Source organism: Pseudooceanicola sp. NS-SX9 (assembly GCF_057380705.1).
This window is the reverse complement of record NZ_CM170818.1, coordinates 1,475,323-1,500,751: the sequence shown is the minus strand read 5'-3', so window position 1 is coordinate 1,500,751 and position 25,429 is coordinate 1,475,323. Positions and strand designations below refer to the sequence as shown.

The window sequence follows — 25,429 nt, the reverse complement described above, 5'->3', positions numbered from 1 at the left end:
ATAGACTATCCCCCCGACAGTTCAACGACACTTGAACAATCGGATGTAGCCATGGATCGGATGGACCAGAGCGCCGCCCTGACCTGCCTGTCGGCGCTGTCGCATGAAACCCGGCTGGAGATCCTGCGCCTGCTGATCGCCCGCGGCCCCGAGGGCCTGCCCGCCGGTGCCATCGGCGACCGGCTGGCGGCGCCCGCTTCCCGGCTGTCGTTCCACCTGGCGGCGCTGGAGGCCGCCGGGCTGGTCCATGCGATGCGCCAGGGGCGGCAGATCTTCTACGCCGCCGACCGGCGCACCATGGGCGGGCTGATCGGCTACCTGCTGAACGACTGCTGCGCGCGCGACGACATGGTGCGGTCGTGCTGCCTGTGGTCGGGGCGCAGCTTTCGCCTGCCGGGGGATTGAGGGGCCCGCGGCACCGGACGCCAAGGCCAAGGCGCCCCCATCCCCGGATCCCTCTTGCGCCTGTCCTTCGGCCGGGTTCGAACCGCCCCGCTCGGCCCGGGGATCAGGCCACGCGCCGCAGCCGCCGGATCGACCTGCCCAGCCGAGGGGGGGGGGACCGACCGGTCCGCCAGGAACGCACTTTGCCCCCGCCCCCCTTCGTGGGGGATCGGGCCCACAAGGGGATCACCCCGTTCGCCAACTGATCGGCCCGCCCGGAACACTCTATACCCCCGCCCCCCCTTCGCCGGGGATCGGGCCCACAAGGGGATCAGGGCTTTGGATCCAGCTCTGGCAGGGAAAAGATCTGGCCGGGATAGATCAGGTCGGGATTGCGGATCAGCCCCTTGTTGGCATGGAAGACCTGCACGTACAGCAGCCCCTCGCCATAGCGCTGCCGGGCAATGGCCCAGAGCGTGTTGCCCTTCTGCACCGTGACCTGCGTCGCGGGCGCGGCCATCGCCTGGGCGGCGACTTCGGGGGCCTCGCGCCGGAAGGGGGTCTGCAGGCGGTCCTTGACCTTGCCTGCGGGGTCCACCTCATCCACGCGCAGATCGTAGAGGCCCGCCCCCACGTCCTGAAGGCCCGTGGTCCAGTCGCCGCTGTCGCCGACCTCGGCGGTGGCGGCGGGGGTGCCGTCCAGATAGACGCGGGCATAGGCGCCGGGCGTGCCGCGCCCTGACAGCGACACCGCGCCCTGCGCATCATAGGTGATCGCATCCAGCGCCAGACCGTCGTCGGGCACATCCGCCTGCCCCTGCAACACCTTCACCCCCGCCGCATCGCTGACGATGACGGTGGGCGCGGCCGGGGGCTCTTCGGGTTCGGCATCGGCCGCCTTCGGCGTCGTGGGGGCCGCATCCGGCGCGGGACCGGCGGACGTCGCAGATGCCGCATCAGACCCGGGGGGCGCGGGGGCGATGATGACATCGGCCTCGGCACGCCGCGCCGTCGCCTCTCCCGGGGCGGTGGCATAGAGCGACAGCACCCGCGCGCGGTCGCTTTGCCCCAGCGACAGGAAGCTGACGAAGCGGCCGTCCTCGCCCGCCACCGGCGCATCGGTTTCCGCGTCATCCAGCCGGATCGACAGCTGCGCACCGGGGGCGGCCTGGCCGGCCACCAGCGCGGTGCCGTCTGGTTCGACGCGCACCACGTCGAAACGGGGCACCTCGGGGGCCTGAGGCGCAGCCGGGGCGGTGGCCGTGGCCGGCGCAGTGGCCGTGGCCGTGGCGGGTAAGGACGCGGGGGCAGTGTCAGGCAAGGTCGCGGGCGCCGGCATGGGCAGCTTCGCCGGCGCGGGGGCCGTCTGCCGACCGGGTCCCACCCAGATCAGCACCGCGATCCCGCCCGCCACGGCCAGCGCCGCGACGGCCAGTCCGGCCCCTCTTGTTCCTTGTCCCAGCGGCACCTGCGCATCCCCTCGAGGTCCGTTCACGATCCCTTGAAACGTCTTACCAAGCTGCGGCACACCGGTCAAAACGCGGTGCGGAACAAGGAGCGCCTCCGATGAAGAAACTTTCGATCTGTGTCTATTGCGGCTCACGTGACGGGGCCCGACCCGCCTATGCCGAGGCCGCGCGCGCCTTTGGCCAGCAGATCGCCCAGCGGGGCTGGCGACTGGTCTATGGCGCCGGGAACGTCGGGCTGATGGGCGAAGTGGCCCGCGCAGCCCAGGGCGCCGGGGCCGAGACCTTCGGCGTCATTCCCACCCACCTGATGCAGCGCGAAGTGGGCAAGCGCGACCTCTCCAGCCTGGTGATCACCGAGACCATGCACGAACGCAAGAAGGTCATGTTCATGAATGCCGACGCCATCGTCGTGCTGCCCGGCGGCGCCGGAACCCTGGACGAGTTCTTCGAGGTCCTGACCTGGCGCCAGCTGGGTCTGCACGACAAGCCCATCGTGCTGGTCAATACCGAAGGCTACTGGGATCCGCTGGCGGCGCTGTTCGACAGCCTGATCGGGGAAGGCTTTGCCGAGGCTTCGGCGCGGGGCTTCTTCCACATGGCCGACAGCGCCGAGGAAGCCGCAGTCTTCCTCGGCGCCGCGCTGGCCTGAGGCGCAACAACTCGGCCAGGGTCCGGCCGGGTGGGCTGCCCCGCTCTCGGACGGGGCGGCACCCGGATCGCGGGCGCTCCGGCCGCCGCGCCACCCCGGGCAGGAGGCGGCGGCGGCAGGCCGGAACGCACGGACCATCCGGACCGTCAGTGCCCCGGGGGGAACCGGGACGCAGGGTAAGCCGCCCTCCCCGCACGCAGCCGCCGGTGTCATCGGCGGCCCGGCCGGTACGGGCGGTCCCGCGCCAAGGCGCCCGGGACGAGGGGGCAGATCCGCCGCTGAAAGGCGCGCGCTTCGCAACATCGGTGGTGTCGCGCCTTCCGGCCCTTCCGGGGGTAGCGGATCCGCCCGGTCATGCCTCCGTCTTCTGGTTGCACGAAAAGGCAACGTGTCCGCAATGCAACTGTTCCGAACAAAATGAATTTGGGCCGAAATCCGCCGATATATTGATTCGTGCCCGGCCGGATCCGGCCGCCCGGAATGCAAAACGCGCCCCGGGCCAGGCCCGGAGCGCGTCTGCCGCCCCCGAGGGGGCAAGGGATCGGACCCGCTTACATGCGCGAGGCGACGTTTTCCCAGTTGACCAGCTTGTCGAGGAAGTTGGTCAGGTAGGCCGGACGCTTGTTGCGGAAGTCGATGTAGTAGGAGTGTTCCCACACGTCGCAGCCCAGCAGCGCGGTCTGGCCGAAGCACAGCGGGTTGACGCCGTTTTCGGTCTTGGTGATCTTCAGCGCGCCATCGGTGTCCTTGACCAGCCAGGCCCAGCCCGAACCGAACTGGCCGGCGCCGGCCGCGGCGAACTGCGACTTGAACTCATCGACCGAGCCGAAGGCTTCGACCAGGGCTTTTTCCAGCTCGCCGGGCATGCCGGTCTGCGCCGGGCCCATCATTTCCCAGAACTGGTTGTGGTTCCAGAATTGCGAGGCGTTGTTGAAGATGCCGTTCTGGGCCACCGCGGTCGGGTTGTAGGTGCCCTTGATGATCTCTTCGACGGACTTGCCTTCCCACTCGGTGCCGGCAATCGCCTTGTTGCCGTTGTCGACATAGGCCTTGTGGTGGATGTCGTGGTGATACTCCAGCGTCTCCTTCGACATGCCCAGGGATTCAAGGGCGTCGTGGGCGTAGGGGAGATCGGGAAGTTCAAAAGCCATTTCGGGCCTCCTTTTTCGGAGTTCAGCTATTCTTGCGGGCCTAGATGGTATCCCGCGCGCCCGAAGGTCAAGGGCTTAGCCTGTGCCGGACTGCACATCGGTCTTTGCCCGGAGCATTCGCGCCCCGCCCGCCCCGGCGGGATGCGGAAAAAAGGCCGGACGCACATGGCGCCCGGCCCAGTTGGACAGGTAAGGGACAGGATGAAACCAGGCGCGACCGGGCAGGTGATCCCGACCCCGGGGCGCGCGTCGTTCACGGCCGTGCAGCCGGGAACCGCGCCGGTCGGATCCCGCCTTGGGGACGGGATCCGGGGGGGGGATGTGCAGCCATCCGGGCGGGCCTGTCTTCTTCCAGGCAGTGATGACGTAACGCGGCGCAAAGCCGCCCGGTTCCATGGGGTCAATACCCCGGCATACCCGCCCCGCCTGCCCCCGCGCGCCACTGCGTTCACGAACTGCCCGAAAACGACTCGCAAGCCAGTCAGATCGCCGGTTTTGCGGGCAGTTCCCGCGCAGGCGTCCGCGCATACCTTCCCCCGCGTAAACTTTCACCGCTTTCCCCGGAACCCTGCGGATTTTGCACGCGTTCCGCCAAGGGATTGGGCGCAGCACCGCCCGATCCGCCCGTTACCACAGCCTTTGGCGTGGTTGCGTTAACGACCCCACAATATTCTGTGCTAGCTTTTCCTTGCGGAGGCCCCCGGGCCGCCCGCCACCCCCGACGACCGGCGCCTCTTGCACGCCGGGCACATGCCAGGCCCCCGGTCCGGCGCTGCGGCGCCCCGTCCGGCGGGCTCAGGAAAGGAGAGTGACGACCATGACCGAATTCCTGGACTTCCCGCTGGAGGCCGCGGCACCGCTGCTGAGCCTGCATGGCGCCCCGGCGCGCCGCCGCCTGCTGCGTTTTGCCGTCATCGATCCGCTGGCCGCCCTGCCCGAGGCGCCCGGCCTTTTCGTGCTGATGGGTGCCCGCCCCGGCGAGGCGCCCCGCCCCCTGGCCTTCGGCCATGCCGATGCCAACCTGCGCCGCCAGCTGCCGCAGCGCCCCGAATTCGCCCAGGCCCTGCGCGAGGGGCTGGTGCTGACCGCCGTGGCGCCCGTGCCGCCCGGGGCCGATGGCGACCGCCTGGTCGAAACCCTGGGCCGGCTGCACCGCGCCCCGATCAACCGCCGCCAGCGCGCCCTGCGCGCCATCGAGGCCGCCCGCCTGCCGCCCGGCCGGCCGCAGGACGACCAGCCGCTGGCCGCGCAATAGGCCTGCCGCTCACCCCGGTTTGATCCCGGACCCCGGGTCAGGACGGCGGATGCGGGCTTTTGCCCCTTTTTTGCGCGCGCGCGCCGGGATAGACCAAGGCCCGGCACGCTCGCGCCCCGGCGCGTTCCTTCCCCTCTGAAAGGTCCCGCCCGATGGTTTTCTGGCTCGTCGCCCTTGCTCTTGCTCTTGCCGTGGTGGCGATCCTGGCCCGGGCGGCCCTGGTCGGCCGCAGCGCCCCGCAGCGGCCCGCCGCCGCGCTGGAGCTGGAGGTCTACCGTGCCCAGCTGGCCGAGGTGGACCGTGACCTGGCCCGCGGCGCCCTGCCCGCCTCCGAGGCCGAGCGCGTGCGCACCGAGGTCTCGCGCCGGGTGCTGGCCGCCGATGCGGCGCTGCGCAAGGGCACGGCTGCACTGGGCGCAGGCGGCCCGGGGCGCGGCTGGACGATCTTTGGCGCCGTGGTGATCCTGCTGACGGCATTCGCGTTTTACATCTGGATCGGCGTGCCGGGCTATCCCGACATGCCGCGCGCCGCACGCATCGCCGCCGCCAAGCAGGCGCTTGACAGCCTGCCCGCGCAGGAGGCGGCGGAAAAGACCGGGGGCGACACGATCTCGACGCCGAAACCGGATGTGTCGCAGGATTACCTGCAGCTGATGGACAAACTGCGCAGCGCCGTGGCGCAGAACCCCGACGATCTGCGCGGCCAGCAGCTGCTGGCGCGCAACGAGGCCTCGCTGGGCAATTTCTCGGCGGCGCGCAAGGCGCAGGCCCAGGTGATCCGGCTGGAGGGCGCCAGGGCCAGCGGCCAGGACTATGCCGAATATGCCGACATGATGATCCTGGCGGCGGGCGGCATCATCTCGTCCGAGGCCAGCCAGGCGCTGCAGGATGCGCTCAAACGCGATCCCTCGAACGGCACGGCGACCTATTACACCGGCCTGCTGATGGCCCAGACCGGCCGCCCCGACATTGCCTTCCAGCTGTGGGACGGGCTGCTGCGGCGCTCGGACAAGGATGCGCCCTGGGTGCCCTCGATCCGCGCCCGGCTGCCGCAACTGGCGGAAATGGCCGGCCAGAGCCGCTACCAGCTGCCTCCCGAAACCACCGATGACAGCGCACCCACCCCCAGCCAGGACGACATCGCCGCGATGCAGAAGCTGTCGCCGCAGGACCGCGCCGCGCGCATCCAGGACATGGTCGACGGGCTGTCGCAGCGGCTGGCCAGCGAAGGCGGCAGCGCCGGGGAATGGGCGCGGCTGATCACCTCGCTGGGGGTGCTGGGCCAGACCGACCGTGCCGCCAAGATCTATGCCGAGGCGCAGCAGACCTTTGCTGGCCAGCCCGAGGCACTGGTGCTACTGGACCAGGCAGCCACCACCGCCGGGGTCGAACACACCCCCGCGCAGAACTGACCGGAGCCCGCCCCGTGATCCACGAAGACATCGCCGACTTTGCCGCCGCCCTGCCGGGGTTCCGCGCCCTTGCGGGCCTCGATTTCGGCGACAAGACCATCGGGGTCGCGGTCTCGGACACGTTCCAGAGCATCGCGACGCCGCTGGAGACGATCAAGCGCAAGAAGTTCACCCTGGATGCCGAGGCGCTGATGAAGATCCTCGCCGCGCGCCAGATCGGCGGCATCGTGCTGGGCCTGCCGCGCAACATGGACGGCACCGAGGGGCCGCGCTGCCAGAAGACCCGGGCCTTTGCGCGCAACCTGCTGCCGCTGACCGATCTGCCGATCACCTACTGGGATGAACGGCTGTCGACGGTGGCCGCCGAACGCGCGCTGCTGGAGGCCGACACCTCGCGCCGCCGCCGGGCCGAGGTGATCGACCACGTCGCCGCGGGCTACATCCTGCAAGGCGCGCTGGACCGGCTGCGGGTGCTGAAGGCATGAGCGACGATCACGGCCGCGATGTCTGGCAGCGCGAGGCCGTCAGTTCGCCCTGCATCAATGTCTGCGTGATCCACCCCCAGGCGCGGCTGTGCACCGGCTGCCTGCGCTCGATCGAGGAAATCACCGGCTGGTCGCAGATGACCGAGGACGAGCGCCGCGCGATCATGGCCGAACTGCCCGGCCGCGGGCCGCTGAAGGCCACCCGCCGCGGCGGGCGGCGGGGGCGTCTGGCGCGCGACTGATCAGCCCAGCAGGGCTTTCCTCAGCATATTGAGGGCCACCAGCATCAGGAAGAAGGCGAAGATCTTCTTCAGCTTCTTCGGATCGGTGGCATGGGCCAGCTTCGCGCCCAGCGGCGCGGTCAGCGTGGTCATGCAGATCACCACCAGGAAGGCGGGGATATTGACGGCGCCCACCGTGTAGGGCGGATGCGACCCCTCGGGGATGTGCACGAACAGGAAGGCCAGCGACGAGGGCAGCGCGATCAGCAGGCCAAAGCCCGCAGCGGTGGCCACCGCGCGGTGGATCGGCCGGCCGCACAGCGTCATGATCGGCACGCCGAAGCTGCCGCCGCCGATGCCCATCAGCACCGACAGGAACCCCACCACAGGCGAGATCACCGCCAGCCGCCAGCCCCCCGGCATGTCGTCGCGGATCTTCCAGCTGTGCTTGCCGAAGGCCATGTACAGCCCGATGCAAAGGCCCAGGCAGCCGAACAGCACCTGCAGCTCTTTCGTCTTCAGCCCCGAGACCACCAGCACCCCCACCAGCGCGCCGATGCAGATGCCCGGCGCCCAGGTCTTCAGGATCGTCCAGTCGACCGCGCCCTTCTTGTTATGCGAGGCCAGCGAGCGCATCGAGGTCACGATGATCGTCGCCAGCGAGGTGCCCAGGCAGACCTGCATCATCTCGGGGCCGCCATAGCCCAGGCCCTGGAAGGTGTAGAAGAACGCCGGCACCAGCACGATACCGCCCCCCACGCCCAGAAGCCCCGCCAGCACCCCTGCCAGCGCCCCGATGGCCACCAGCAGCGCCAGCAGCCCTGCAATCGTTCCGAAATCCATGTCGTCCCCGCTGTCGTTCGTTGGTCGGCCGGAGCAGAAGCAAGTTCTTTCCCGGGATGCAAGGCCGGGGAACCGGGTTCCGTCGCTGCAACGGCATGATTGCATGATCCATGCATGTTTGTGCGCCGCTCAGGCTTTCGCAACCGCTGCGGGATCGTTATGTCTGCCCCTTCCCCGCCTGCCGCGGGTCTCTCCAACAGATCGGTATCCCGGATGTTCCGCTTTGCCCTCGTGCTGGGCGTGCTGTCTCTGACCAGCCCGCTTGCCATCGACATGTACCTGCCGGCGCTGCCGCAGATCACCCGGGACTTCGACGCCAGCCAGGCGGCGGTCCAGGCGACGCTGATTGCCTATTTCATCCCCTTCGGGCTGGGGCAGCTGTTCTACGGGCCGCTCGCGGATGCCATCGGGCGCAGGCGGCCGCTGCTGATCGGGCTGGTGCTGTTCACCCTGGCGGCGATCGGGGCCTCGATGGCGCCCAGCCTGCCGGCGCTGGTGGGCTGGCGGGCGCTGCAGGGGCTGGGGGGTGCGGCGATGATGGTGATCCCGCGCGCGGTGGTGCGCGACCGCTACACCGGCCCCCAGGCCACGCGGCTGATGGCGATGGTGATGCTGGTGGTGTCGGTCTCGCCGATGCTGGCGCCGCTGTTCGGCACGCTGGTGCTGACCTTCGGCGCCTGGCGAGAGATCTTCCTGGCGATTTCGGTGCTGGGGATCGTGGGGGTGGTACTGACCCTTTTCGCGCTGCCCGAGACGATGCCCGCCGAGCGCCGCCAGCCGCTGTCGCCCCGCCCCCTGCTGCGCACCGCCGGACAGCTGCTGTCGGACCGCCGCTTTGTCGCGCTGGTGCTGACCGGAGGCTTCGGCATGGCCAGTTTCTTCGTCTTCCTGTCCTCGGCCAGCTTCGTCTACATCGACGGCTTCGGGCTGACGCCGACGCAGTTCTCGCTGGCTTTCGCGGTCAATGCGGCGGGCTTTTTCGGGGCCAGCCAGATGGCGGCGCGGATCGCCGAACGCATGGGCATGGTGCGGATGGTGCGCCGGGCGGTCATGGGATTCAGCTTTTTCACCATGCTGTTGCTGGTGGTGGTGGCGGGCGGCCATGCCTCGGCCGTGATCCTGGGGGCCTGCCTGGTCTGCGGCAATGCCTGCCTGGGGCTGGTGATCCCCTCGGCCATGGTGCTGGCGATGGATGCGCACGGGCGTCATGCGGGGCTGGCCTCGTCGCTGGCGGGCACGATGCAGCTGCTGACCGCGGGCGGCATGGTGGCGCTGTCGGGGCCGTTCTTCGACGGCACAGCCCTGCCGATGGTCGCCACCATCGCGGTCTGCGGCGTCGCAGCACTGGCGCTTGGCAGCTACGCCACCCGCCCCCGCGCCCTGACCGCCTGATCGTTTCAATTCGAGAAAATTGAAAAAATCCCGTCACCCGGTGTTAAGTCCCCGGGCGCTATCCCTCATTGCACAACCACAGCAAGGAGGCAGCCGGGGATATGGGCGCAGACATGGACGACCTCGATATCGAGGCGGCGAAGAAGATCCTTGTCCAGACCAGCATGTTGCTGCGCATCGGCACGGCCGAGCACGAGGTGCAGACGGCCAACCGGGGCGCGGTGCGTCTGGTGGGGGGCGGCAACAACACCCCCGTGGGGCGGCATTTCCCGTCGTTCTTCCGCGAGGCGGGCTTTGTCGGCGACTGCCTGATGCGCGCCGCAAAGGGCAAGGATCCGGTGGAATTCCACGTCCATCTGGCGGATGAAAAGGCCACAGTCACCTTCTTCGGCGTCGCGTCCTCGGCGCCCGACGGGGCGGCCGCCGTTCTGGTCGAGGGCCGCCTTGTGCCCTTCGACAGCGAGACGCATTCGAAAATCGACGCGGTCGAACGTGTACAGGCGGTGATCGAATTCGACATTGACGGCACGGTGCTGACCGCCAATCCGATCTTTCTGGATCTGATGGGCTACACGCTGGAGGAACTGCGCGGCCAGCCGCACCGGATCTTCTGCCGACCCGCCTTTGCCGAATCGAAGGATTACGGCCGGATGTGGAAGGAACTGGCCTCGGGCAAGGTGCTGGACGGAGAGTTCGAGCGCCTGCGCAAGGACGGCCACTCGGTTTGGATCCGCGCCAATTACAACCCGATCATGGGGCCCGACGGCAAGGTCGCCCGGGTGGTCAAATTCGCCATGGACGTGACCGCCGCCAAGCTGGAACGCGCCGAGACCGAGGGGCGCCTTTCTGCCGTCCACCAGGCCATCGCGATGATCGAATTCGACATCGACGGCCAGGTGACCGCCGCCAACCAGAACTTCCTGACCCTGACCGGCTATACCGAGGACGAGGTGCTGGGCCACAACCACTCGATGTTCTGCGACGCGGCCTATGTCAGCACGTCGCAATACCGCGAATTCTGGGCCCGCCTGCGCGAGGGGCACGCCAATACAGGTGAATTCGAGCGCCGCACCAAATCCGGCGACAGCATCTGGATCCGCGCCAGCTACACGCCGGTCCTCTCGCCCTCGGGCGAGGTGATCAAGATCACCAAGGCGGCGCTGGACGTCACCTTCGAACGCAATGCCGCCAACGAGATCCGCGGCCGGATGGAGGCCGTCAACAACTCGCTCCTGGTGGCGGAATTCGCCCCCGACGGACATATCCTGTCGATGAATGCCGCCTATATGGACCTGGCCGGGCTGACAGACGAGCAGATCCGCAATGCCTCCGGCGCCATCCTGTGGAACCGCGATGGCGAGGAAACCCGCGAATTCCAGCGCTTCTGGGCGGCGCTGGCGAATGGCGAGACGCGGCAGGACAGCTTCCGCCGCTTCGGTGCCCGGGGGCGGGATTTCTTCGTCTTCTCGACCTTCACGCCGATCCGTGGCCTCGACGGCCGGGTCGAGCGCATCATCGAGCTGAGCCGCGACATCACCGAACAGTCGAACCGCAACCTGGAATTCAAGGGCACGGTCGCCGCCATCAACCGCGCCCAGGCGGTGATCGAATTCGACATGGACGGCAAGATCCTGACCGCGAACGAAAACTTCCTGAATCTGATGGGCTACAAGGCGGATCAGATCATCGGTCAGCACCACCGGATCTTCTGCAAGCCCGATTACGCCACCTCGGAAGGCTACCGCGCCTTTTGGGAAAAGCTGGGGCGTGGGGAATTCGAGACCGGCGAATTCGCGCGGCTGACGCGCTCCGGCCAGGAGGTCTATATCCAGGCCAGCTACAACCCGATCTTCGATCTCGACGGGCAGCCGGTGAAGGTGATCAAATTCGCCACCGACATCACCGCGCAGCGCCGGCGCAACGCGGAATTCGAATCAAAGTTCAACGCCATCGACCGCGCCCAGGCCGTCATCCAGTTCGACATGGAAGGCAATATCCTGACCGCGAACGAGAACTTCCTGCGCGTCTCGGGCTATTCCATGCGGGAACTGCAGGGCCAGCACCATTCGATGTTCTGCACCCCCGATCACATCAAGTCGCAGCAATACCGCGATTTCTGGATCGCGCTGCGCAAGGGTCAGGAACAGGACGGCCGGTTCCACCGGCTGGCCAAGTTCGACCGCGATTTTTGGATCCAGGCCACCTATGCGCCGCTTTTGGACATGCATGGCCAGCCGGTGGGCGTGATCAAATATGCCCATGACATCACCGCCCAGGTCGAGATGGAGCAGCTGATCCGCGACAAGGCCCGCGCCATGCAGGAGATGGTCGACCTGCTGCAGGTGTCGATCTCGCGCATTGACCAGGCGACGACCTCGACCATCGAGGTGTCGCACAACACCAAGGACGCCGCCTCGGGCGGCTTCGACGAGCTGAACGGCGCCATCGAGGTCATCGGCATGATCGCCAAGACCTCGGGCTCGGTCACGGAAATGGCGCGGGTGATCAGCGACATCGCCAACCAGACCAACCTGCTGGCCTTCAACGCCGCCATCGAGGCCGCGCGGGCGGGGGAATTCGGCGTCGGTTTCTCGGTCGTGGCGGACGAGGTGCGCAAGCTGGCCGAGCGCAGCTCGAATGCGGCGCAGGAAATCACCCGGCTGGTCGCCGAAAGCGCGGCACAGGTGGACATGGGCAAGACGCGCTCGAACACCGCGCGGGCGGCCTTTGAACGGATCGTGCAATGCGTCATCCAGACCGGCGGCGCGGTGGAGGAAATCTCGACATCGGTCGACAAGCAGAAGGAAGTGTCGCGCGACGTGGTCTCGCTGATCTCGACCCTTGCGAAGGTCACCGGGGATGAATGACGCCCCCCTGCCCGCGGCAGAGGCCGGCCGCGACGGGGACGGTGCCGCGATGACCCCGTGCGAAGGCGGGCCGGAGACGCCCCCAGAGCCCACCGCCTGTGGATCCCCCCCCGACGCGGACGGCGCCGATGCCGCGCCCGCGCCTCTGCCCGCAGGCGAAGACCCGGCGCCGGCGGCCGGGGGGACGACCGGACGCGGCCCGCTGGCGCTGATCGACCTTGGCGTGATGACCATCGCGATCGAGGTTCATGACCTGCGCGAGGTCATGGTGGCGCCGGCGCAGCTGCAGCCGCTGCGCTCTACCCGGCCCGGGGTGATCGGCTGCGTGGCGCTGCGCGGCCAGGTGATCCCGGTGGTCGATCTGTCACCGCTGCTGGGCCAGCCCCCCCTCTACCCCTCCGAGGTCGGCGGGGTTGTCGTGATCGTCGGCGGCGCCGAGGAGGTCTACGGCATCTATGCCCGCACCGCCCGTCAGATCGTGCCGCTGCGCGATGTCGCCGAACAGGCCATCACCACCGACGAGACCGATCTGTGCGACCGGCTGCTGCCGCGGCTGGTGCTGATCGACGGCCAGGCCATCGGGGTGCTGGACGCATCCGTTCTGCCCGGGCTTGGCGTGCCGCTGTCGCGCAGCCAGCGGGCGCAGCTGCCGGTGCGCGATGCCGCCGACCATTACCTGCTGTTCGAGACCGGCGGCATCGCCTTTTGCCTGTCGCTGAGCGCGATCGAGACCACCCTGCCCGAGGCCGAAATCGACGCCTCGGTCCTGGCTTCGGGGCCCTGCGACGGCAGCGTCACCCATCACGGCACGGAACGCGCGGTGCTGGACCTTCTGCCCTTCCTGGGCCTGTCGCCTGCCAATGGCGGCATGCATCCGCCCCGGGCGTCTTCGGTGGTGCTGCCGTTTCCCGACAAGGGGTCGCTGGCGCTGCGTGCGGAACGGGTCCGCGACATCCGCAGCCTGCGCCGACAGGCGGTGGGGGCAATGCCGCCCATGCTTTGCGCGCGGCCCGACCTGATCTATGGCGCCTGCGTGGCCGAGGACGGAGAGACCCTCTATATTCTTGATTCCGCCGCACTCCTGTCTGATCCGATGCTGGGGGAACTGTCCCGTGTCGCCCATCGCAAGGACCGCAAGGGCGATCAGCGCGGCCGCCCCGACAAGCCTCGCCCGGTGTTCCCGCGCCAGGCCGTCCTGCTGGTCAAATCCGGCATCCACTGCGCCTTCGCCCTGGAGGAGGTCGAGGAAATCCTGTCCCTGCCCGAGCATCTGCAACGCGGCCTCGGCCACGAGGTCTTTCTGGGCAGCATCGCCGCACGCGACCGCACGCTGCTGCCGGTATTCTCGTTGGCGGCGCTGTACGGTCATGCCGCCAATGGCACAAAGCCGCGGGCGGCACTGGTGCTGATGCGCCACCACGGCACCCCGGTTGGCCTGGTGGTCGAGGAAATCTGCGCCATCGAGACGCTCGACGTGATCTCGGGGCAGCCCGGGGTCGCGGGGGCGATCCTGCAACGGCCGCTCGACGAGGACCACGCGCTGTGGCAGCTGCTGAAACCCGATGCGCTGGCGCTGGCGGCAACCGGGACGCTGGATCTGTTCTGAGGGCAGCGACAAGGCGCGCCCCTGGGATCCTGTCCCATCCGGTGCCGCCCCGGCGGGGGACCTGCGCAACACGGCAAGCGGCGCAAGGCACCCGGGGACGATCCGCGGGCGCCCCGGTCGCGGCCAGGTCTGGGCAAGTGGGTGCGGGTCGGGCCCTGCGCCGCCTCCGGCCCCGCCATGGCGCCCGAAAGGGCCAGGACACCGGGCCTTGCAACAGCTCGCAGGGTCGCCTTGCAGCGGATCAAGGGGCCGCGCGAAAGGGATATGGCACGGCTGCCGCCCTGCGCCTCGGGCCCCGCCAGGGCAACCGGACGGGCCGGGACACGAACCGCAAAGGGGTTCGGGAACAGGCCCGGGGCCGAACGGGCCGGTCCGGCAGGAGGCGGATCAGGCGTCCGCCGCCACCCGGAAGCCCGCGTTCGAGGTCGCGCTGTCGGGATCGTTGCGGGTACGCGAATGCACATGGTACCGGTCGCAATAGCTGACGTGGCACAGGAAGGATCCGCCGCGCTGGATCCGGGCCAGGCCTTCGGCGGGGCCGGTCGGATCGACCTCGGGCAGGGTTCCCGGGGCGGCACGGGGGCCGTAGCGGTCCGCGACCCATTCCCAGACATTGCCGGTGCAATTGTAAAGACCATAGCCATTCGGCGCGTAGCTGCGCGCGGGCGCAGTGCCGACAAAGCCGTCCTCGGCGCTGTTGTGATCGGGGAAATCGCCCTGCCAGGTGTTCATCGCATGGCCCGCAGCCGGCACCAGCGCATTGCCCCAGGGGAATTTCTGCCGCGCCTGGCCGCCACGGGCGGCGCGTTCCCATTCGGCCTCGCGCGGCAGGCGCAGCCCGGCCCAGGTGACATAGGCCAGCGCATCGTACCAGCACAGCTGCACCGCCGGATGATCGGCGCGCCCCGCCTGCCAGTCGCTGCCGGGGCCTTCGGGGGCCGCCCAGTGGGCGCCATGGACCTGCCGCCACCAGCGCAGCCCCGGCGGGCTGACGGGATGGGTGGCGGGATCGGCCAGCAGCAGGTGGAAGACATAGCTCCAGCCTTCGCGCTCGGCGACGGTGCGATAGCCGGTGGCAGCGATGAAGCGGGCGTATTGCGCATTGGTGACGGTGGTGGCGCCAATGCGGAAGGCCGAGACCTTGACCTTGCGCCGCGGGCTGTCGAGGTCCTGCGGATAGGTCGACTTGCGGGTGCCCATCTCGAAGATGCCGCCGGGAATGGGCAGCAGCTCGGCCCGCAGCTGGGCCTGTTCGGCCGGATCCGCGCGCGGAACGGCCAGCGCCGCCTGCAGGAATGCCGTGTCCCGATCCGGCGCCTGTGCCCCGCGCCCGGTGCCGCCGCAGCAACTGCCCTGTGCCATCCGTCCTACCTCCGGTCCTTGCGGAAGATCACCGAGGCCAGCCAGCCGGTGGCAATGGCGATCAGCACCGCGATACATCCGTAGAGCGTCCCGTTGGCCTGTGCAAACCGGAACACGTAGCGTTCCAGCGGCGCCTTGCGGACCTGGAAGACCCGCCGCGCCGCGTCGATCACCCGGCCGTCGCGCACCAGAAAGACGCGCACCACGTAATCCCCCTGCGAGGTCGTCGAGGGCAGCGCGAAATGCGCATCGAACAGCGCCCCCTGCGCCAGCCGCACCGCGCCGTCCCGACTGCGGAACCGGCCCGCGCGTTCCCCCAGCCGCTGCAGCGCATCGGCAAAGGCCTGCGGATCGTGATCGGGCGCGCGCGCCGTCACCGCCCGCGTCTGCGCCGCGACCGAGATCGCAAAGGCCGCATCCTGCCCCGGGCCCAGCATCTGCTGCAGCCGCCCCGAGGCCGCCACCGCATAGAACCCCGGCACCGGCGCATAGCTGGCCATGTCGGAATTGATCCAGATCCCCGCCTGCCGGGCCTTGCGGCGGATGATGGCGGTGCCCTCGGGACCGGCGATGGTGACGATGACGCCGGGGGCTGTGTCGGGCAGCGCCTGCCCGGGATCGGGGCGCACCGCGCCATAGACCGTCAGCTCGGTGCCGCTGAAGGTCGAGGTGATCGAGACCTCCTGCTGCGACAGCTCGAAGACCGCGCGTTCGGCATGGGCGGGCCCCGCCAGCAGCAAAAGGACCGCAAGCAGGCGCCTCATGGCATCATCTCCAGCGTCATCGAGAACGGATCGGCGGGCGCCAGCACCAGGTCGAGCGCCACCTTGAAGCAGACCACCAGCACCAGCACCGACAGCAGGATGCGCAGCTGCTCGCCCCGCAGTCGGGTGCCGAAGCGCGCCCCCAGCTGTGCCCCCAGCACCCCCCCGATGCTGAGCAGCAGCGCCAGCAGCACATCGACGCTGTGATCGGTCGCGGCATGCAGCACCGTGGTGAAGGCCGAGGTGAACATGATCTGGAACAGCGAGGTCCCGACGACCACCTTGGTGGGCATCTTCAGCAGGTAGATCATCGCCGGCAGCATGACAAAGCCGCCCCCCACCCCCATGATCGCCGCCAGCACCCCGCAGAGGAACCCGATGGCCAGCACCGGGATCACCGAGATATAAAGGCCCGAGGTGCGGAACCGCATCCGCAGCGGCATCCGTGCCACCAGTCCCCGGGTCCGGCGACGCGGCGGCGGGCTGCGGCGCAGCAGGGCGCGCAGGCTTTCGGCGAACATCATCGCTCCGATGCCGCCCAGGAAGACCACGTAGAACAGCTGCACCATCAGGTCGACCTGGCCGATGCGGCTGAGCAGGTTGAAGATCCAGACCCCCACCGCCGATCCCGCCAGCCCCCCCGCCAGCAGCATCCCCCCCATCTTCAGGTCCAGCGTGCCGCGTTTCAGATGCGCCAGCGTCCCCGAGAAGGACGAGGCGACGATCTGGTTCGCCTGGGTCGAGACCGCCACCGCCGGCGGAATGCCCGCAAAGAACAGCAGCGGCGTCAGCAGGAAGCCTCCGCCGACGCCGAAGAGCCCCGACAGGAAGCCCACGATGCCGCCGAGGCCCAGGATCGCCCAGGCGTTGACCGAGACCTCGGCTATGGGAAGATAGATCACGTCACAGGTTCCGAAGCTGGCGCCGCGCCACGCGGGGCACCGCGCCCCTTGGGCTGGGGGCACGGGCGGCGCGGGCGCAGGGATCCGCGACCCTTGGGCCACGGGCAGGTTGGCAGCCATCGGGCTGCAGGCAGGTCGGCGGCCAGAGAGGGCCGCTGGCGGTTTGGCGGCCATCGGGCCGCAGAGGGATCGGCGGCCGCAAGGCCACCAGCGGTTTGGCAGCCATCAGGCCCGCAGAGGGGTCAGCGGCCGGAAGGCCACCGGAGGTTTGGCAGCCATCGGACCGCAGGAGGGTCAGCGGCCAGAGGGCCGCCGGAGGTTTGGCAGCCATCGGACCCGCAGAGAGGTCAGCGGCCAGAGGGCCGCCGGAGGTTTGGCAGCCATCGGACCGCAGGAGGGTCAGCGGCCAGAGGGCCGCCAGAGGTTTGGCCCCCATCAGGCCCGCAAAGGGGTCAGCGGCCCAGCCCCCGGCGGGGTGCGCTGTCCGGTGCCGTGGGCCGGCCTGTGGACGGTCCGGGCCTCTCAACGACCCTTGGGCCACGGGCTGACCTGCGGCCGCCACGGGCGGCGGCCGCAGGCGGGGGGCCTCAGGCGGGTTCGGGCAGCTTCAGCCCGGCCAGCACATCGGCGCTGACATGTTCGGGCAGATCGCCGATCTCGGCCATCTTGGCATCCATCAGCGCCAGCATCTCGGCAAAGACGCCGGCATGGGCGGGATCATGGGCCAGGTTGGTCAGCTCGAACGGGTCGGTGTCGCAGTCGAACAGCTCCCATTCGGGCTGGGCGTCGTTGGGGCGCGCGCCGATCTGGCCCAGGGGCTTGTTGTACCAGTGGATCAGCTTGTAGCGCGGACCGCGCACGCCGTAATGCGCCCAGGCGCCGTGGAAGGCATCGTTGTGCATCCAATAGCGGTGATAGGCCAGCTGCTCCCAGTCGTCGGGGGTGTTGCCTTCCAGCATCGGGCGCAGCGAGGTGCCTTGCATGAAACTGGGCACCTTCACCCCCGCATAGTCCAGGAAGGTCGGCGCGAAATCGACGTTGCAGCAGATGTCGCGGCTGGTCGTGCCCGCCGGGATCGCCGCCGGATAGCGCACCAGGAAGGGCATCTGCAGGCTTTCCTCGTACATGTAGCGCTTGTCGAACCAGCCGTGCTCGCCCAGGAAGAACCCCTGGTCCGAGGTGTAGATGACCAGCGTGTTCTCGGTCAGCCCCAGCTCGTCCAGCGTGTCCAGCATCCGCCCCACCCCGTCGTCGATCGACTGCACGGTGCGCAGGTAACGCTTCATGAAGCGCTGGTACTTGAATTCCGCGAAGGCCTGGGGATCGTCGAAGGTGAAACGGGCGCCGGTCTCGGCGCAGATGACGCTGATGGTGTCGCCCGGGGCCAGATCGGGGACCTTGCGCATCTTCAGGAAGTCGACGACCAGTTCGCCCGCCACGGCCTCGGGGCCGATGGGCTGCACCAGCGCGATGTCCTCCCAGGTCAGATCCGAGCGCACCCGCATCTTGGCGGCGGCGGCGGCGGCGGCACGGTTGGAATAGTCGTCGTTGAAGGTCTCGGGCAGCGGCACGTCCTCGTCCGCCCAGAGGTGCGCATGGCGGGGATGGGGTTCAAAGCTGCGGTGCGGCGCCTTGTGGTGGCACATCAGGAAGAACGGCCGGTCCTGGTTCTTGCGAATGAAGTCGATGGACATGTCGGTGATGATGTCGGTGGCATAGCCCGGCACCCGGCGGCGGCCTTCGGGAAAGATAAAGGCCGGGTCCCAGTAATCGCCCTGCCCCGGCACCACGGCCCAGTCGTCGAACCCCTTGGGTTCGTGCTGCGGCCCCTCGCCCAGGTGCCACTTGCCGTAGATCGCGGTCTTGTAGCCCGAGCTGCGCAGCAGACCCGCGACGGTGGGAAAGCGGTTGTCCAGATGGGTGACCAGCGTCGTCACCTGGTTCACATGATTGTGGGTGCCCGTCAGGATCGCCGCGCGCGACGGCGTGCAGATCGAATTGGTGACATAGGTCGCATCATGGCGCAGCCCCTCGGCCGCCAGCCGGTCGAGGTTCGGGGTCCGGTTGATCCCCGCGCCATAGGCCGAGATCGCCCGGCTGGCATGGTCGTCCGCCATGATGAAGATGATGTTGGGGCGCAAGCTGGTCCTCCTCGTCCGGGCTGCTGGGCAGCGCTGCGGGGACCATAGGCGGCGACGCTATGACGGGATAATGCAATTACCCCGGCAAGCGATGCGCAAATGGCATCACTGAGCCTCGGGCATGGTCAGCGCGATCAGCGCCGCCAGCGGCGGCCAGCCCTCCATCTCCTGACGGTAGACCATGTTGGCGCGGGTGGTGCGCGACCGCAGCCCCGTGCGCACCGGTTGCAGCGATCCCTGCAGGAAGGCCCCCATGGCGACATCGGGCAGGATCGACAGGTGATCCGAGCGTTGCAGCACCGTCAGCGCCGACAGCAGGCTTTCGCACAGCACGGCGATGCGGGGTTCCTGGCCCAGGCGTTCGAACAGGGCGGTGCGGGCGGTTTCGTGATAGGCGGGGATCTCGGAATAGACGACCCAGGGGTAATCCAGCAGCCGTTCGGCGGGGATCTCTCCGTTCGGGCCGGGATGGGCAAAGATCGGATGGCCCGCCCGCGCCACCACCTGATCGGTGACGGTGGCGAAGGGGCGGCAGACCAGGCGCTGCTCGTCGGGTTCGGTCATCGGGCTGCCGGTGAACAGCACGTCCAGGCGCCCCTCGCGCAGGTCGGTGATGGCCTGGGCATAACGGGTGTTGCGCATCTCGAAGGCGATGTCGGGAAAGCGCCGTTCCAGCGCCAGCACATAGCCCGGCACCACCGCCGCGCGCCAGACCGGCCCCGCGCCGATGCGCAGCCGGGTCTGGCCCAGGGCCGGGTCATGGCGCAGCGACTGTTCGGCCAGCTGCCACTGGCGCTGCATCCGCAGGGCCTCGCTCAGGACGCGCTCTCCGAAGGGGGTGGGGCGGACACCACGGGCATGGCGTTCCAGCAGCGGATGGCCAAAGTACTTCTCCAGCTGCGCCAGCGAGCGCGACAGCGCCGGCTGGGTGATGTTCAGCCGGTTCGCCGCCGAGCGCAGGCTGCCCTCTTCGAAGATGGCCTGCAGGCGAAACAGGTGGGTGATCTGGTCCAGCATGTCGAGCGATAACCTTGAAGCATCGGTTCCGCGCATCTTTTCATTGTCCGTGCATGGGCGCAACTGCTAGCCCTGTGCCCGTACCGGAAACGCCGGAGGCCGCAGGGCGGGGTCTGCCCCCTGCCGCGCCCGGGCGCCGTTCTGACACTTGGGAGGACAAGTTGACCCATCCGCTTTTCGCGGCCCTGCCCGTTTCCCCGGGCCAGCCCGCCATGCCCGGGGCCTGCTGCCCATGCTAGGTTATCTTCTGAAACGCATCGGCGCCGGGATCATCCTGCTGGCGCTGGTCTCGACCGTGACCTTCGCGCTGATCTACGGCGGCACCGGCAACGTGGCGCGCAACATCCTGGGCGACAGTGCCACCGCCGCCGACATCGCGCAGAAAAACCACGAGCTGGGCCTGGACCGGCCGCTGCCGGTGCAGTTCGCCAGCTGGGCGGGCCATGCGCTGCGGGGCGATCTGGGCAACAGCTGGACGCGCAACCAGCGGGTGGGCCCGGCGCTGGCCAGCCGCTTTCCGGTGACGCTGTCGATCGTCGCGATCTCGGTCGCGATCATGGCGGCGATCTCGGCGGTGCTGGGGATCACGGCGGCGGTGCGGCGGGGGCTGGCGGACCAGGTGATCCAGGTGATCAGCGTGGTGGGCTTTGCGATGCCGAACTTCTGGCTGGGGCTGCTGCTGGTGCTGCTGTTCGCGGTGCGCCTGCAATGGCTGCCGCCGACCGGCTATGTGTCCTTCATGGCCGATCCCGCCGCCTGGGCGGCATCGCTGGTGCTGCCGGTGGCGGCGCTGGTGTTCTCGGGGATCGCCTCGGCCAGCCAGCAGGTGCGCGGCGCGGTGATCGACGCGCTGAACCAGGACTATGTGCGCACCCTGCGCGCCCGAGGCGTCAGCCCGGCCTCGGTCCTGTACCGCCATGCGCTGCGCAATGCGCTGCCGGCGGCGCTGACGGTGCTGTCGGTGCAGTTCATCGCCCTGCTGGGCGGGGCCGCCATCATCGAACAGGTCTTCGCCATTCCCGGCCTCGGCTCTCTGACCGTCGATGCGGCGCTGCAGGGGGACGTGCCGGTGCTGATGGGCGTGGTGGTCACGCTGATCATCACCGTGGTGATCCTGAACATCCTGATCGACATCCTGAATGCCTGGGCCAATCCGAAGGTGCGCCTGCAATGACCGACACCCAAGTGACCCTTCCCCAGGCCGCCCCGCAACGCAGCAGCGTCAGCGCGCTGGTGCTGCGCAACCCGCTGGGGCTGCTGGCAGCCGTGCTGATCGTGCTGGTGCTGCTGACCGCGCTTTTCGCCCCCCTCATCGCGCCCCATGACCCGACCGAGGTGCAGATCTTCAAGGTCAACGTGCCCCCCGGCGACGGCTACTGGCTGGGCGGAGACGGCTCGGGGCGCGACATCTTCAGCCGCCTGGTCTTCGGCGCCCGCAACACCCTGATCGGGGCCGCCATCGCGGTCGCGGTCTCGGGGGGGATCGGCGTCGCCGCGGGCCTTTTCGCGGGCTATTTCGGCAAGTGGTTCGAGGTCGCCTCGGGCTGGGTCTCGGATGCGCTGATGGCGCTGCCGGCGCTGATCGTGCTGCTGGCCTTCTACCAGTCGCTGGGCGCCTCGGTGTACCTGTCGATGGCGATCTTCGGCGTCATGCTCAGCCCCGGGTTCTACCGGCTGACCCGCACCCTGGTGAAGGGCGTCAAGAACGAGCTTTACATCGATGCCGCCCGGGTGTCGGGCCTGGGGGATCTGCGCATCATCGTGCGCCACATCCTGCTGGTGGTGCGCGCGCCGGTGGTCATCCAGACCTCGATCGTGGCGGGCATCGCCATCGTCATCCAGGCCGGGCTGGAGTTCCTGGGCCTGGGCGATCCGGCCACCCCCACCTGGGGCGGGATCCTGCAGAACGGCTTTCAGAACATGTACAACGCCCCCCTCGGCATCCTGTGGCCGGGGCTGGCGATCTCGGTCACGGTGGCGGCGCTGGTGCTGTTCGCCAATGCGCTGCGCGATGCGCTGCAGACGGGCGCCCCGCGCACCCGCCGCAGCCCCGCGCTGCCCGACAAGTACCGCAGCCCCCGGCCCGCGCCGGTGCCCGCGGCCGATGTGCTGCTGGACATCCGCGACCTGGTGGTGGGCTATCCCGATGGCGCCGGCTGGCGCGAGGTCGTCCATGGCGTGACCCTGCAGGTGCGCCGCGGCGATGTCGTGGGGCTGGTGGGGGAAAGCGGCTCGGGCAAGACGCAGACCGCCTTTGCCGTGCTTGACCTGCTGTCGACCGGCGGCCGCGTTCTGTCGGGCTCGATCACCTTCGACGGCGAGGACCTGACCCGCAAGACCGAGGCCCAGATGCGTGCCCTGCGCGGCCGCCGCATCGCCTATGTCCCGCAAGAGCCGATGTCGAACCTGGATCCGTCGTTCCGCATCGGCGCCCAGATGGTCGAGCCGCTGCGCACCGTGCTGGGCCTGTCGAAGGCCGAGGCCAAGGCCCGCGTGCTGGCGATGCTGGCCCGCGTCGGCCTGCCCGACCCCGAACGCACCTTCAACGCCTATCCGCACCAGGTTTCGGGCGGCATGGCGCAGCGGGTGCTGATCGCGGGGGCGGTGGCCTCGTCCCCCGACCTGCTGATCGCGGATGAACCCACCACCGCGCTGGACGTCACCGTTCAGGCCGAGGTGCTGGAGCTGCTGCGCGACCTGCGGGCCGAATTCAACATGACCGTCGTCATGGTCACCCACAACTTCGGCGTGGTGGCCGACATCTGCGACCGCGTGGCCGTGATGAAGAAGGGCGAGATCGTCGAGGAAAACGCCATCGGCGCCCTCTTCGGTGCGCCGCAGCACCCCTATACGCGGATGCTGCTGGGATCGGTCCTGGATGACACCTGCGTGCGCAGCTACCGCGCCCCCGCCCGCCTTCCGGAGGATGCCGCATGAGCCCCCAGCCCCCCCTGACCACCGAAGCGCCGCTGGTCGATGCGCAGGATGTCAACATCCACTTCGGCCCGCTGCATGTCCTCAAGGACGTGAACCTGACCATCCGCCCCGGCGAAACCGTGGGGCTGGTGGGCGAAAGCGGCTCGGGCAAGACGACGCTGGGGCGGGCGATCCTGGGGATCTGCCATGTCAACAGCGGCCGCATCCTGTTCGAGGGCGCCGACATCGCCAACCAGCCGCCCCGCGCGCGCCGGGATGATGCCGCCCGCATCCAGGCGGTGTTCCAGGATCCCTACACCTCGCTCAACCCGGCGATGACCATCGAAGAGATCCTGACCGAACCGATGATCGCCCGCCGCATCGCCACGGCGCGCGAGGCCAAGGCGCGGGTGCGCGACCTGCTGGAGCAGGTGAACCTGCCCACCGATGCCGCCCACCGCTATCCGCGGGAATTCTCGGGCGGGCAGCGGCAGCGGGTGGCGATCGCCCGGGCGCTGGCGCTGTCGCCGCGGCTGATCGTCTGCGACGAGCCCGTCTCGGCGCTGGACCTGTCGACCCAGGCCCGCGTCATGGACCTGTTCATCGAGATCCAGGAACGCACCGGCGTGGCCTATCTGTTCGTCAGCCATGACCTTGCGGTGGTGCGGCATATCTCGCACCGGGTGGCGGTGATGCGCTCGGGGCGGATCGTCGAATTCGGCGACTGCGACCAGGTGACGGCCCGTCCCGCGCATCCCTATACGCAGCGCCTGCTGCTGGCCGCCCCCGTTGCCGATCCGCAGCGTCAGGCCGAACGCCGCGCCGCCTTCCTGGCGCTGGACGCCGACAGCTGAACGCCCCTGCCGCGGCGGCCTGTCGCCGCGGTCCCCCCCCTTGCCGGAAAGACCCCCATGCAGCCCCAAGACCTGATGCGCCCGCCCTTCAACCTGGACCCGGAGGCGCTGGACTGGGTGCTGCGCACCTGGGAGGGCCTGGATGACCTGCAGAAGGCGGCGCAGCTTTTCAACCTGAACTCGCGCGGGCCGGTGGATGCGGCGGAACGCGCGCGGCTGGCGCGGCTGCAACCGGGCGGCGTCACGCGCTTTTTCGGCCCCGACGGCGCCGCGGAACGCCAGGCGCTGGCGGATCTGCAGGGCGATGCCGCGGTGCCGCTGCTGGTCTCGGCCGATCTGGAGGGCTCTCGCATGAGCCTGCCGTTCGGCACGCCGGTGCCGAACCCGCTGGCGCTGGCCGCCGCCGATGACGAGGCGCTGACCCGCGAGGTGTCGCGCGTCATGGCGGCCGAGGCCCGCGCCATCGGCGTCAACTGGTCCTTCACCCCGGTCCTCGACATCAACGCGGCCGCCCGCAGCGCCATCGTGGCAACCCGCGGCTATGGCTCGGATCCTGCGCGCATCGCCCGCCATGCCCTTGCCCAGCTTCAGGAATTCGAGGCCGCAGGCCTTGCCGCCACGGTCAAGCACTGGCCCGGCGAAGGGTATGACGACCGCGACCAGCATCTGGTGACCACGATCAACCCGCTGTCGATGGAGGACTGGCACGCCAGCTTCGGCGTCCTTTACCGCGCCGCGATCGACGCCGGGGCCCGCGCCGTCATGTCGGCCCATATCGCCCTGCCCGCCTATGATCCCGACGCCCCGGAGGCCGAACGCTATCTGCCGGCCTCGGTGCGGGGGGCGCTGAACCAGGGGCTGCTGCGCCGCGATCTGGGCTTTAACGGCGTCATCGTCTCGGATGCCTCCGAGATGGCGGGGCTGACCTCGGTCCTGCCACCGGCCGAGGCCAAGCTGCAGATCATCGCGGCGGGCTGCGACATGGTGCTGTTCTCGTCCGACCCCGAGGCCGAGATCACCGCCCTGCGCGATGCCGTGGCCGAGGGCCGCCTGCCCGCCGAACGCCTGCGCGAGGCCGGGCTGCGGGTGCTGGCGCTGAAGGCCTCGCTGGGGCTGCACCGCGACCGGGGCGCACCGACCGATGCCGCCCTGCCCCGGCACGCCGATCTGACCGCCCGCGCCTTTGCCGCCGCCCCGACGCTGGTCAAGGACCGCAACGCGACGCTGCCGCTGTCGCCCGGGCGCACGCCGCGGCTGCTGGTGCTGACCCCCGGCATCATCGAGCCCATGGCCAATGCCCAGATCCCCTTTGCCCTGCCCGACATGCTGCGCGCCGAGGGCTTCGAGGTGACGGTGGCGCCCTATGGCCAGCCGCTCGACATCAGCGGGCAGGACCTGGTGCTGTATCTTTTCGGCGAGGAAACCCTGCTGACCCGGTCGCGGATCTTCCTGGACTGGCGGGCGCTGCATGGCCATTTCCGCACCGCCATGGCGCGGCCCTGGCATGACCTGCCGGTGGTGATGATCAGCTTCGGCTATCCCTACTACCTTTACGACGCGCCCCGCGTGCCCACCTACATCAACGCCTATTCCACCCACGAGGCCATGCAGGCCGCCGTGCTGGAGGCGCTGATGGGCCGCGCGCCCTTCCCCGGCAGCAATCCCGTCGATCCCTTCGACGGCGCCCCGGATGCCCGCCTGTAGCAGCGATAACCTGCAGGCATCGCCTGTTGCTGTCT

Annotated in this window: 21 protein-coding genes; 13 read left to right on the top strand and 8 right to left on the bottom strand. The window is 69.2% G+C overall.

Going from position 1 to position 25,429, the window contains the following annotated elements:
• Window positions 1–51: 51 nt before the first annotated feature.
• On the top strand, window positions 52–405 hold the full coding sequence (locus tag AC2ITM_RS07120) for an ArsR/SmtB family transcription factor (protein ID WP_486469125.1): 354 nt from the start codon (window positions 52–54) through the stop codon (window positions 403–405).
• 310 nt (window positions 406–715) lie between these two features.
• Here AC2ITM_RS07120 and AC2ITM_RS07115 read toward each other — a convergent pair whose 3' ends face one another.
• Window positions 716–1,852, bottom strand: coding sequence for a LysM peptidoglycan-binding domain-containing protein (locus tag AC2ITM_RS07115; protein ID WP_486469124.1), 1,137 nt, complete (start codon window positions 1,850–1,852; stop codon window positions 716–718).
• A 98-nt stretch (window positions 1,853–1,950) separates the two neighbouring features.
• Between AC2ITM_RS07115 and AC2ITM_RS07110 the strand changes: the two genes are divergently transcribed.
• Complete coding sequence (locus AC2ITM_RS07110; RefSeq protein ID WP_486469123.1) at window positions 1,951–2,502, top strand: LOG family protein; 552 nt, start codon at window positions 1,951–1,953, stop codon at window positions 2,500–2,502.
• 551 nt (window positions 2,503–3,053) lie between these two features.
• Here AC2ITM_RS07110 and AC2ITM_RS07105 read toward each other — a convergent pair.
• Complete coding sequence (locus AC2ITM_RS07105; protein WP_486469122.1) at window positions 3,054–3,653, bottom strand: superoxide dismutase; 600 nt, start codon at window positions 3,651–3,653, stop codon at window positions 3,054–3,056.
• Between the two features lie 808 nt (window positions 3,654–4,461).
• On the opposite strand from AC2ITM_RS07105, the gene AC2ITM_RS07100 reads away from it, so the two are divergent.
• The 4 genes from AC2ITM_RS07100 to AC2ITM_RS07085 all read left to right on the top strand — a co-directional run bounded on the left by AC2ITM_RS07100 (window position 4,462) and on the right by AC2ITM_RS07085 (window position 7,047).
• On the top strand, window positions 4,462–4,908 hold the full coding sequence (locus tag AC2ITM_RS07100; RefSeq protein WP_486469121.1) for a hypothetical protein: 447 nt from the start codon (window positions 4,462–4,464) through the stop codon (window positions 4,906–4,908).
• Window positions 4,909–5,060: 152 nt separating this feature from the next.
• Window positions 5,061–6,320 (top strand): c-type cytochrome biogenesis protein CcmI, encoded by a 1,260-nt coding sequence (gene ccmI, locus AC2ITM_RS07095; protein WP_486469120.1) that lies wholly within the window; start codon window positions 5,061–5,063, stop codon window positions 6,318–6,320.
• Between the two features lie 14 nt (window positions 6,321–6,334).
• Window positions 6,335–6,805: a Holliday junction resolvase RuvX gene (ruvX, locus tag AC2ITM_RS07090; protein ID WP_486469119.1), complete on the top strand. Its 471-nt coding sequence runs from the start codon at window positions 6,335–6,337 to the stop codon at window positions 6,803–6,805.
• A complete protein-coding gene (locus AC2ITM_RS07085; protein ID WP_486469118.1) occupies window positions 6,802–7,047 on the top strand; it encodes a DUF1289 domain-containing protein in 246 nt (81 codons plus the stop codon). Before ruvX ends, AC2ITM_RS07085 begins: the two co-directional genes overlap by 4 nt.
• Here AC2ITM_RS07085 and AC2ITM_RS07080 read toward each other — a convergent pair whose 3' ends face one another.
• Complete coding sequence (locus AC2ITM_RS07080; protein WP_486469117.1) at window positions 7,048–7,869, bottom strand: sulfite exporter TauE/SafE family protein; 822 nt, start codon at window positions 7,867–7,869, stop codon at window positions 7,048–7,050.
• A 213-nt stretch (window positions 7,870–8,082) separates the two neighbouring features.
• On the opposite strand from AC2ITM_RS07080, the gene AC2ITM_RS07075 reads away from it, so the two are divergent.
• The 3 genes from AC2ITM_RS07075 to AC2ITM_RS07065 all read left to right on the top strand — a co-directional run bounded on the left by AC2ITM_RS07075 (window position 8,083) and on the right by AC2ITM_RS07065 (window position 13,734).
• On the top strand, window positions 8,083–9,261 hold the full coding sequence (locus AC2ITM_RS07075) for a multidrug effflux MFS transporter (protein WP_486469116.1): 1,179 nt from the start codon (window positions 8,083–8,085) through the stop codon (window positions 9,259–9,261).
• Window positions 9,262–9,374: 113 nt separating this feature from the next.
• Window positions 9,375–12,128, top strand: coding sequence for a PAS domain S-box protein (locus tag AC2ITM_RS07070; protein WP_486469115.1), 2,754 nt, complete (start codon window positions 9,375–9,377; stop codon window positions 12,126–12,128).
• On the top strand, window positions 12,121–13,734 hold the full coding sequence (locus AC2ITM_RS07065; RefSeq protein WP_486469114.1) for a chemotaxis protein CheW: 1,614 nt from the start codon (window positions 12,121–12,123) through the stop codon (window positions 13,732–13,734). Before AC2ITM_RS07070 ends, AC2ITM_RS07065 begins: the two co-directional genes overlap by 8 nt.
• Before the next feature lie 387 nt (window positions 13,735–14,121).
• Here AC2ITM_RS07065 and AC2ITM_RS07060 read toward each other — a convergent pair whose 3' ends face one another.
• The 5 genes from AC2ITM_RS07060 to AC2ITM_RS07040 all read right to left on the bottom strand — a co-directional run bounded on the left by AC2ITM_RS07060 (window position 14,122) and on the right by AC2ITM_RS07040 (window position 19,956).
• Window positions 14,122–15,096: a formylglycine-generating enzyme family protein gene (locus tag AC2ITM_RS07060; RefSeq protein WP_486469113.1), complete on the bottom strand. Its 975-nt coding sequence runs from the start codon at window positions 15,094–15,096 to the stop codon at window positions 14,122–14,124.
• Window positions 15,097–15,101: 5 nt separating this feature from the next.
• A complete protein-coding gene (locus AC2ITM_RS07055) occupies window positions 15,102–15,860 on the bottom strand; it encodes a TIGR02186 family protein (RefSeq protein ID WP_486469112.1) in 759 nt (252 codons plus the stop codon).
• Window positions 15,857–16,762: a sulfite exporter TauE/SafE family protein gene (locus tag AC2ITM_RS07050; RefSeq protein ID WP_486469111.1), complete on the bottom strand. Its 906-nt coding sequence runs from the start codon at window positions 16,760–16,762 to the stop codon at window positions 15,857–15,859. Before AC2ITM_RS07050 ends, AC2ITM_RS07055 begins: the two co-directional genes overlap by 4 nt.
• A gap of 587 nt (window positions 16,763–17,349) precedes the next feature.
• Window positions 17,350–18,903 carry a sulfatase family protein gene (locus AC2ITM_RS07045; RefSeq protein ID WP_486469110.1) on the bottom strand — a complete coding sequence of 518 codons (1,554 nt, stop codon included), beginning with the start codon at window positions 18,901–18,903 and terminating at the stop codon, window positions 17,350–17,352.
• Window positions 18,904–19,008: 105 nt separating this feature from the next.
• On the bottom strand, window positions 19,009–19,956 hold the full coding sequence (locus AC2ITM_RS07040; protein ID WP_486469109.1) for a LysR family transcriptional regulator: 948 nt from the start codon (window positions 19,954–19,956) through the stop codon (window positions 19,009–19,011).
• 196 nt (window positions 19,957–20,152) lie between these two features.
• Between AC2ITM_RS07040 and AC2ITM_RS07035 the strand changes: the two genes are divergently transcribed.
• Genes AC2ITM_RS07035 through AC2ITM_RS07020 form a run of 4 tightly spaced genes read left to right on the top strand, consistent with a single transcriptional unit; the run spans window position 20,153 to window position 25,394 of the window.
• Window positions 20,153–21,094: an ABC transporter permease gene (locus tag AC2ITM_RS07035; protein ID WP_486469108.1), complete on the top strand. Its 942-nt coding sequence runs from the start codon at window positions 20,153–20,155 to the stop codon at window positions 21,092–21,094.
• Window positions 21,091–22,857: a dipeptide/oligopeptide/nickel ABC transporter permease/ATP-binding protein gene (locus AC2ITM_RS07030; RefSeq protein WP_486469107.1), complete on the top strand. Its 1,767-nt coding sequence runs from the start codon at window positions 21,091–21,093 to the stop codon at window positions 22,855–22,857. The genes AC2ITM_RS07035 and AC2ITM_RS07030 overlap by 4 nt, the downstream gene beginning before the upstream one ends.
• A complete protein-coding gene (locus AC2ITM_RS07025; protein ID WP_486469106.1) occupies window positions 22,854–23,690 on the top strand; it encodes an ATP-binding cassette domain-containing protein in 837 nt (278 codons plus the stop codon). Before AC2ITM_RS07030 ends, AC2ITM_RS07025 begins: the two co-directional genes overlap by 4 nt.
• A gap of 57 nt (window positions 23,691–23,747) precedes the next feature.
• Entirely contained in the window at window positions 23,748–25,394 is a 1,647-nt protein-coding gene (locus AC2ITM_RS07020; RefSeq protein ID WP_486469105.1) for a glycoside hydrolase family 3 protein, read from the top strand.
• Window positions 25,395–25,429 lie beyond the last annotated feature (35 nt).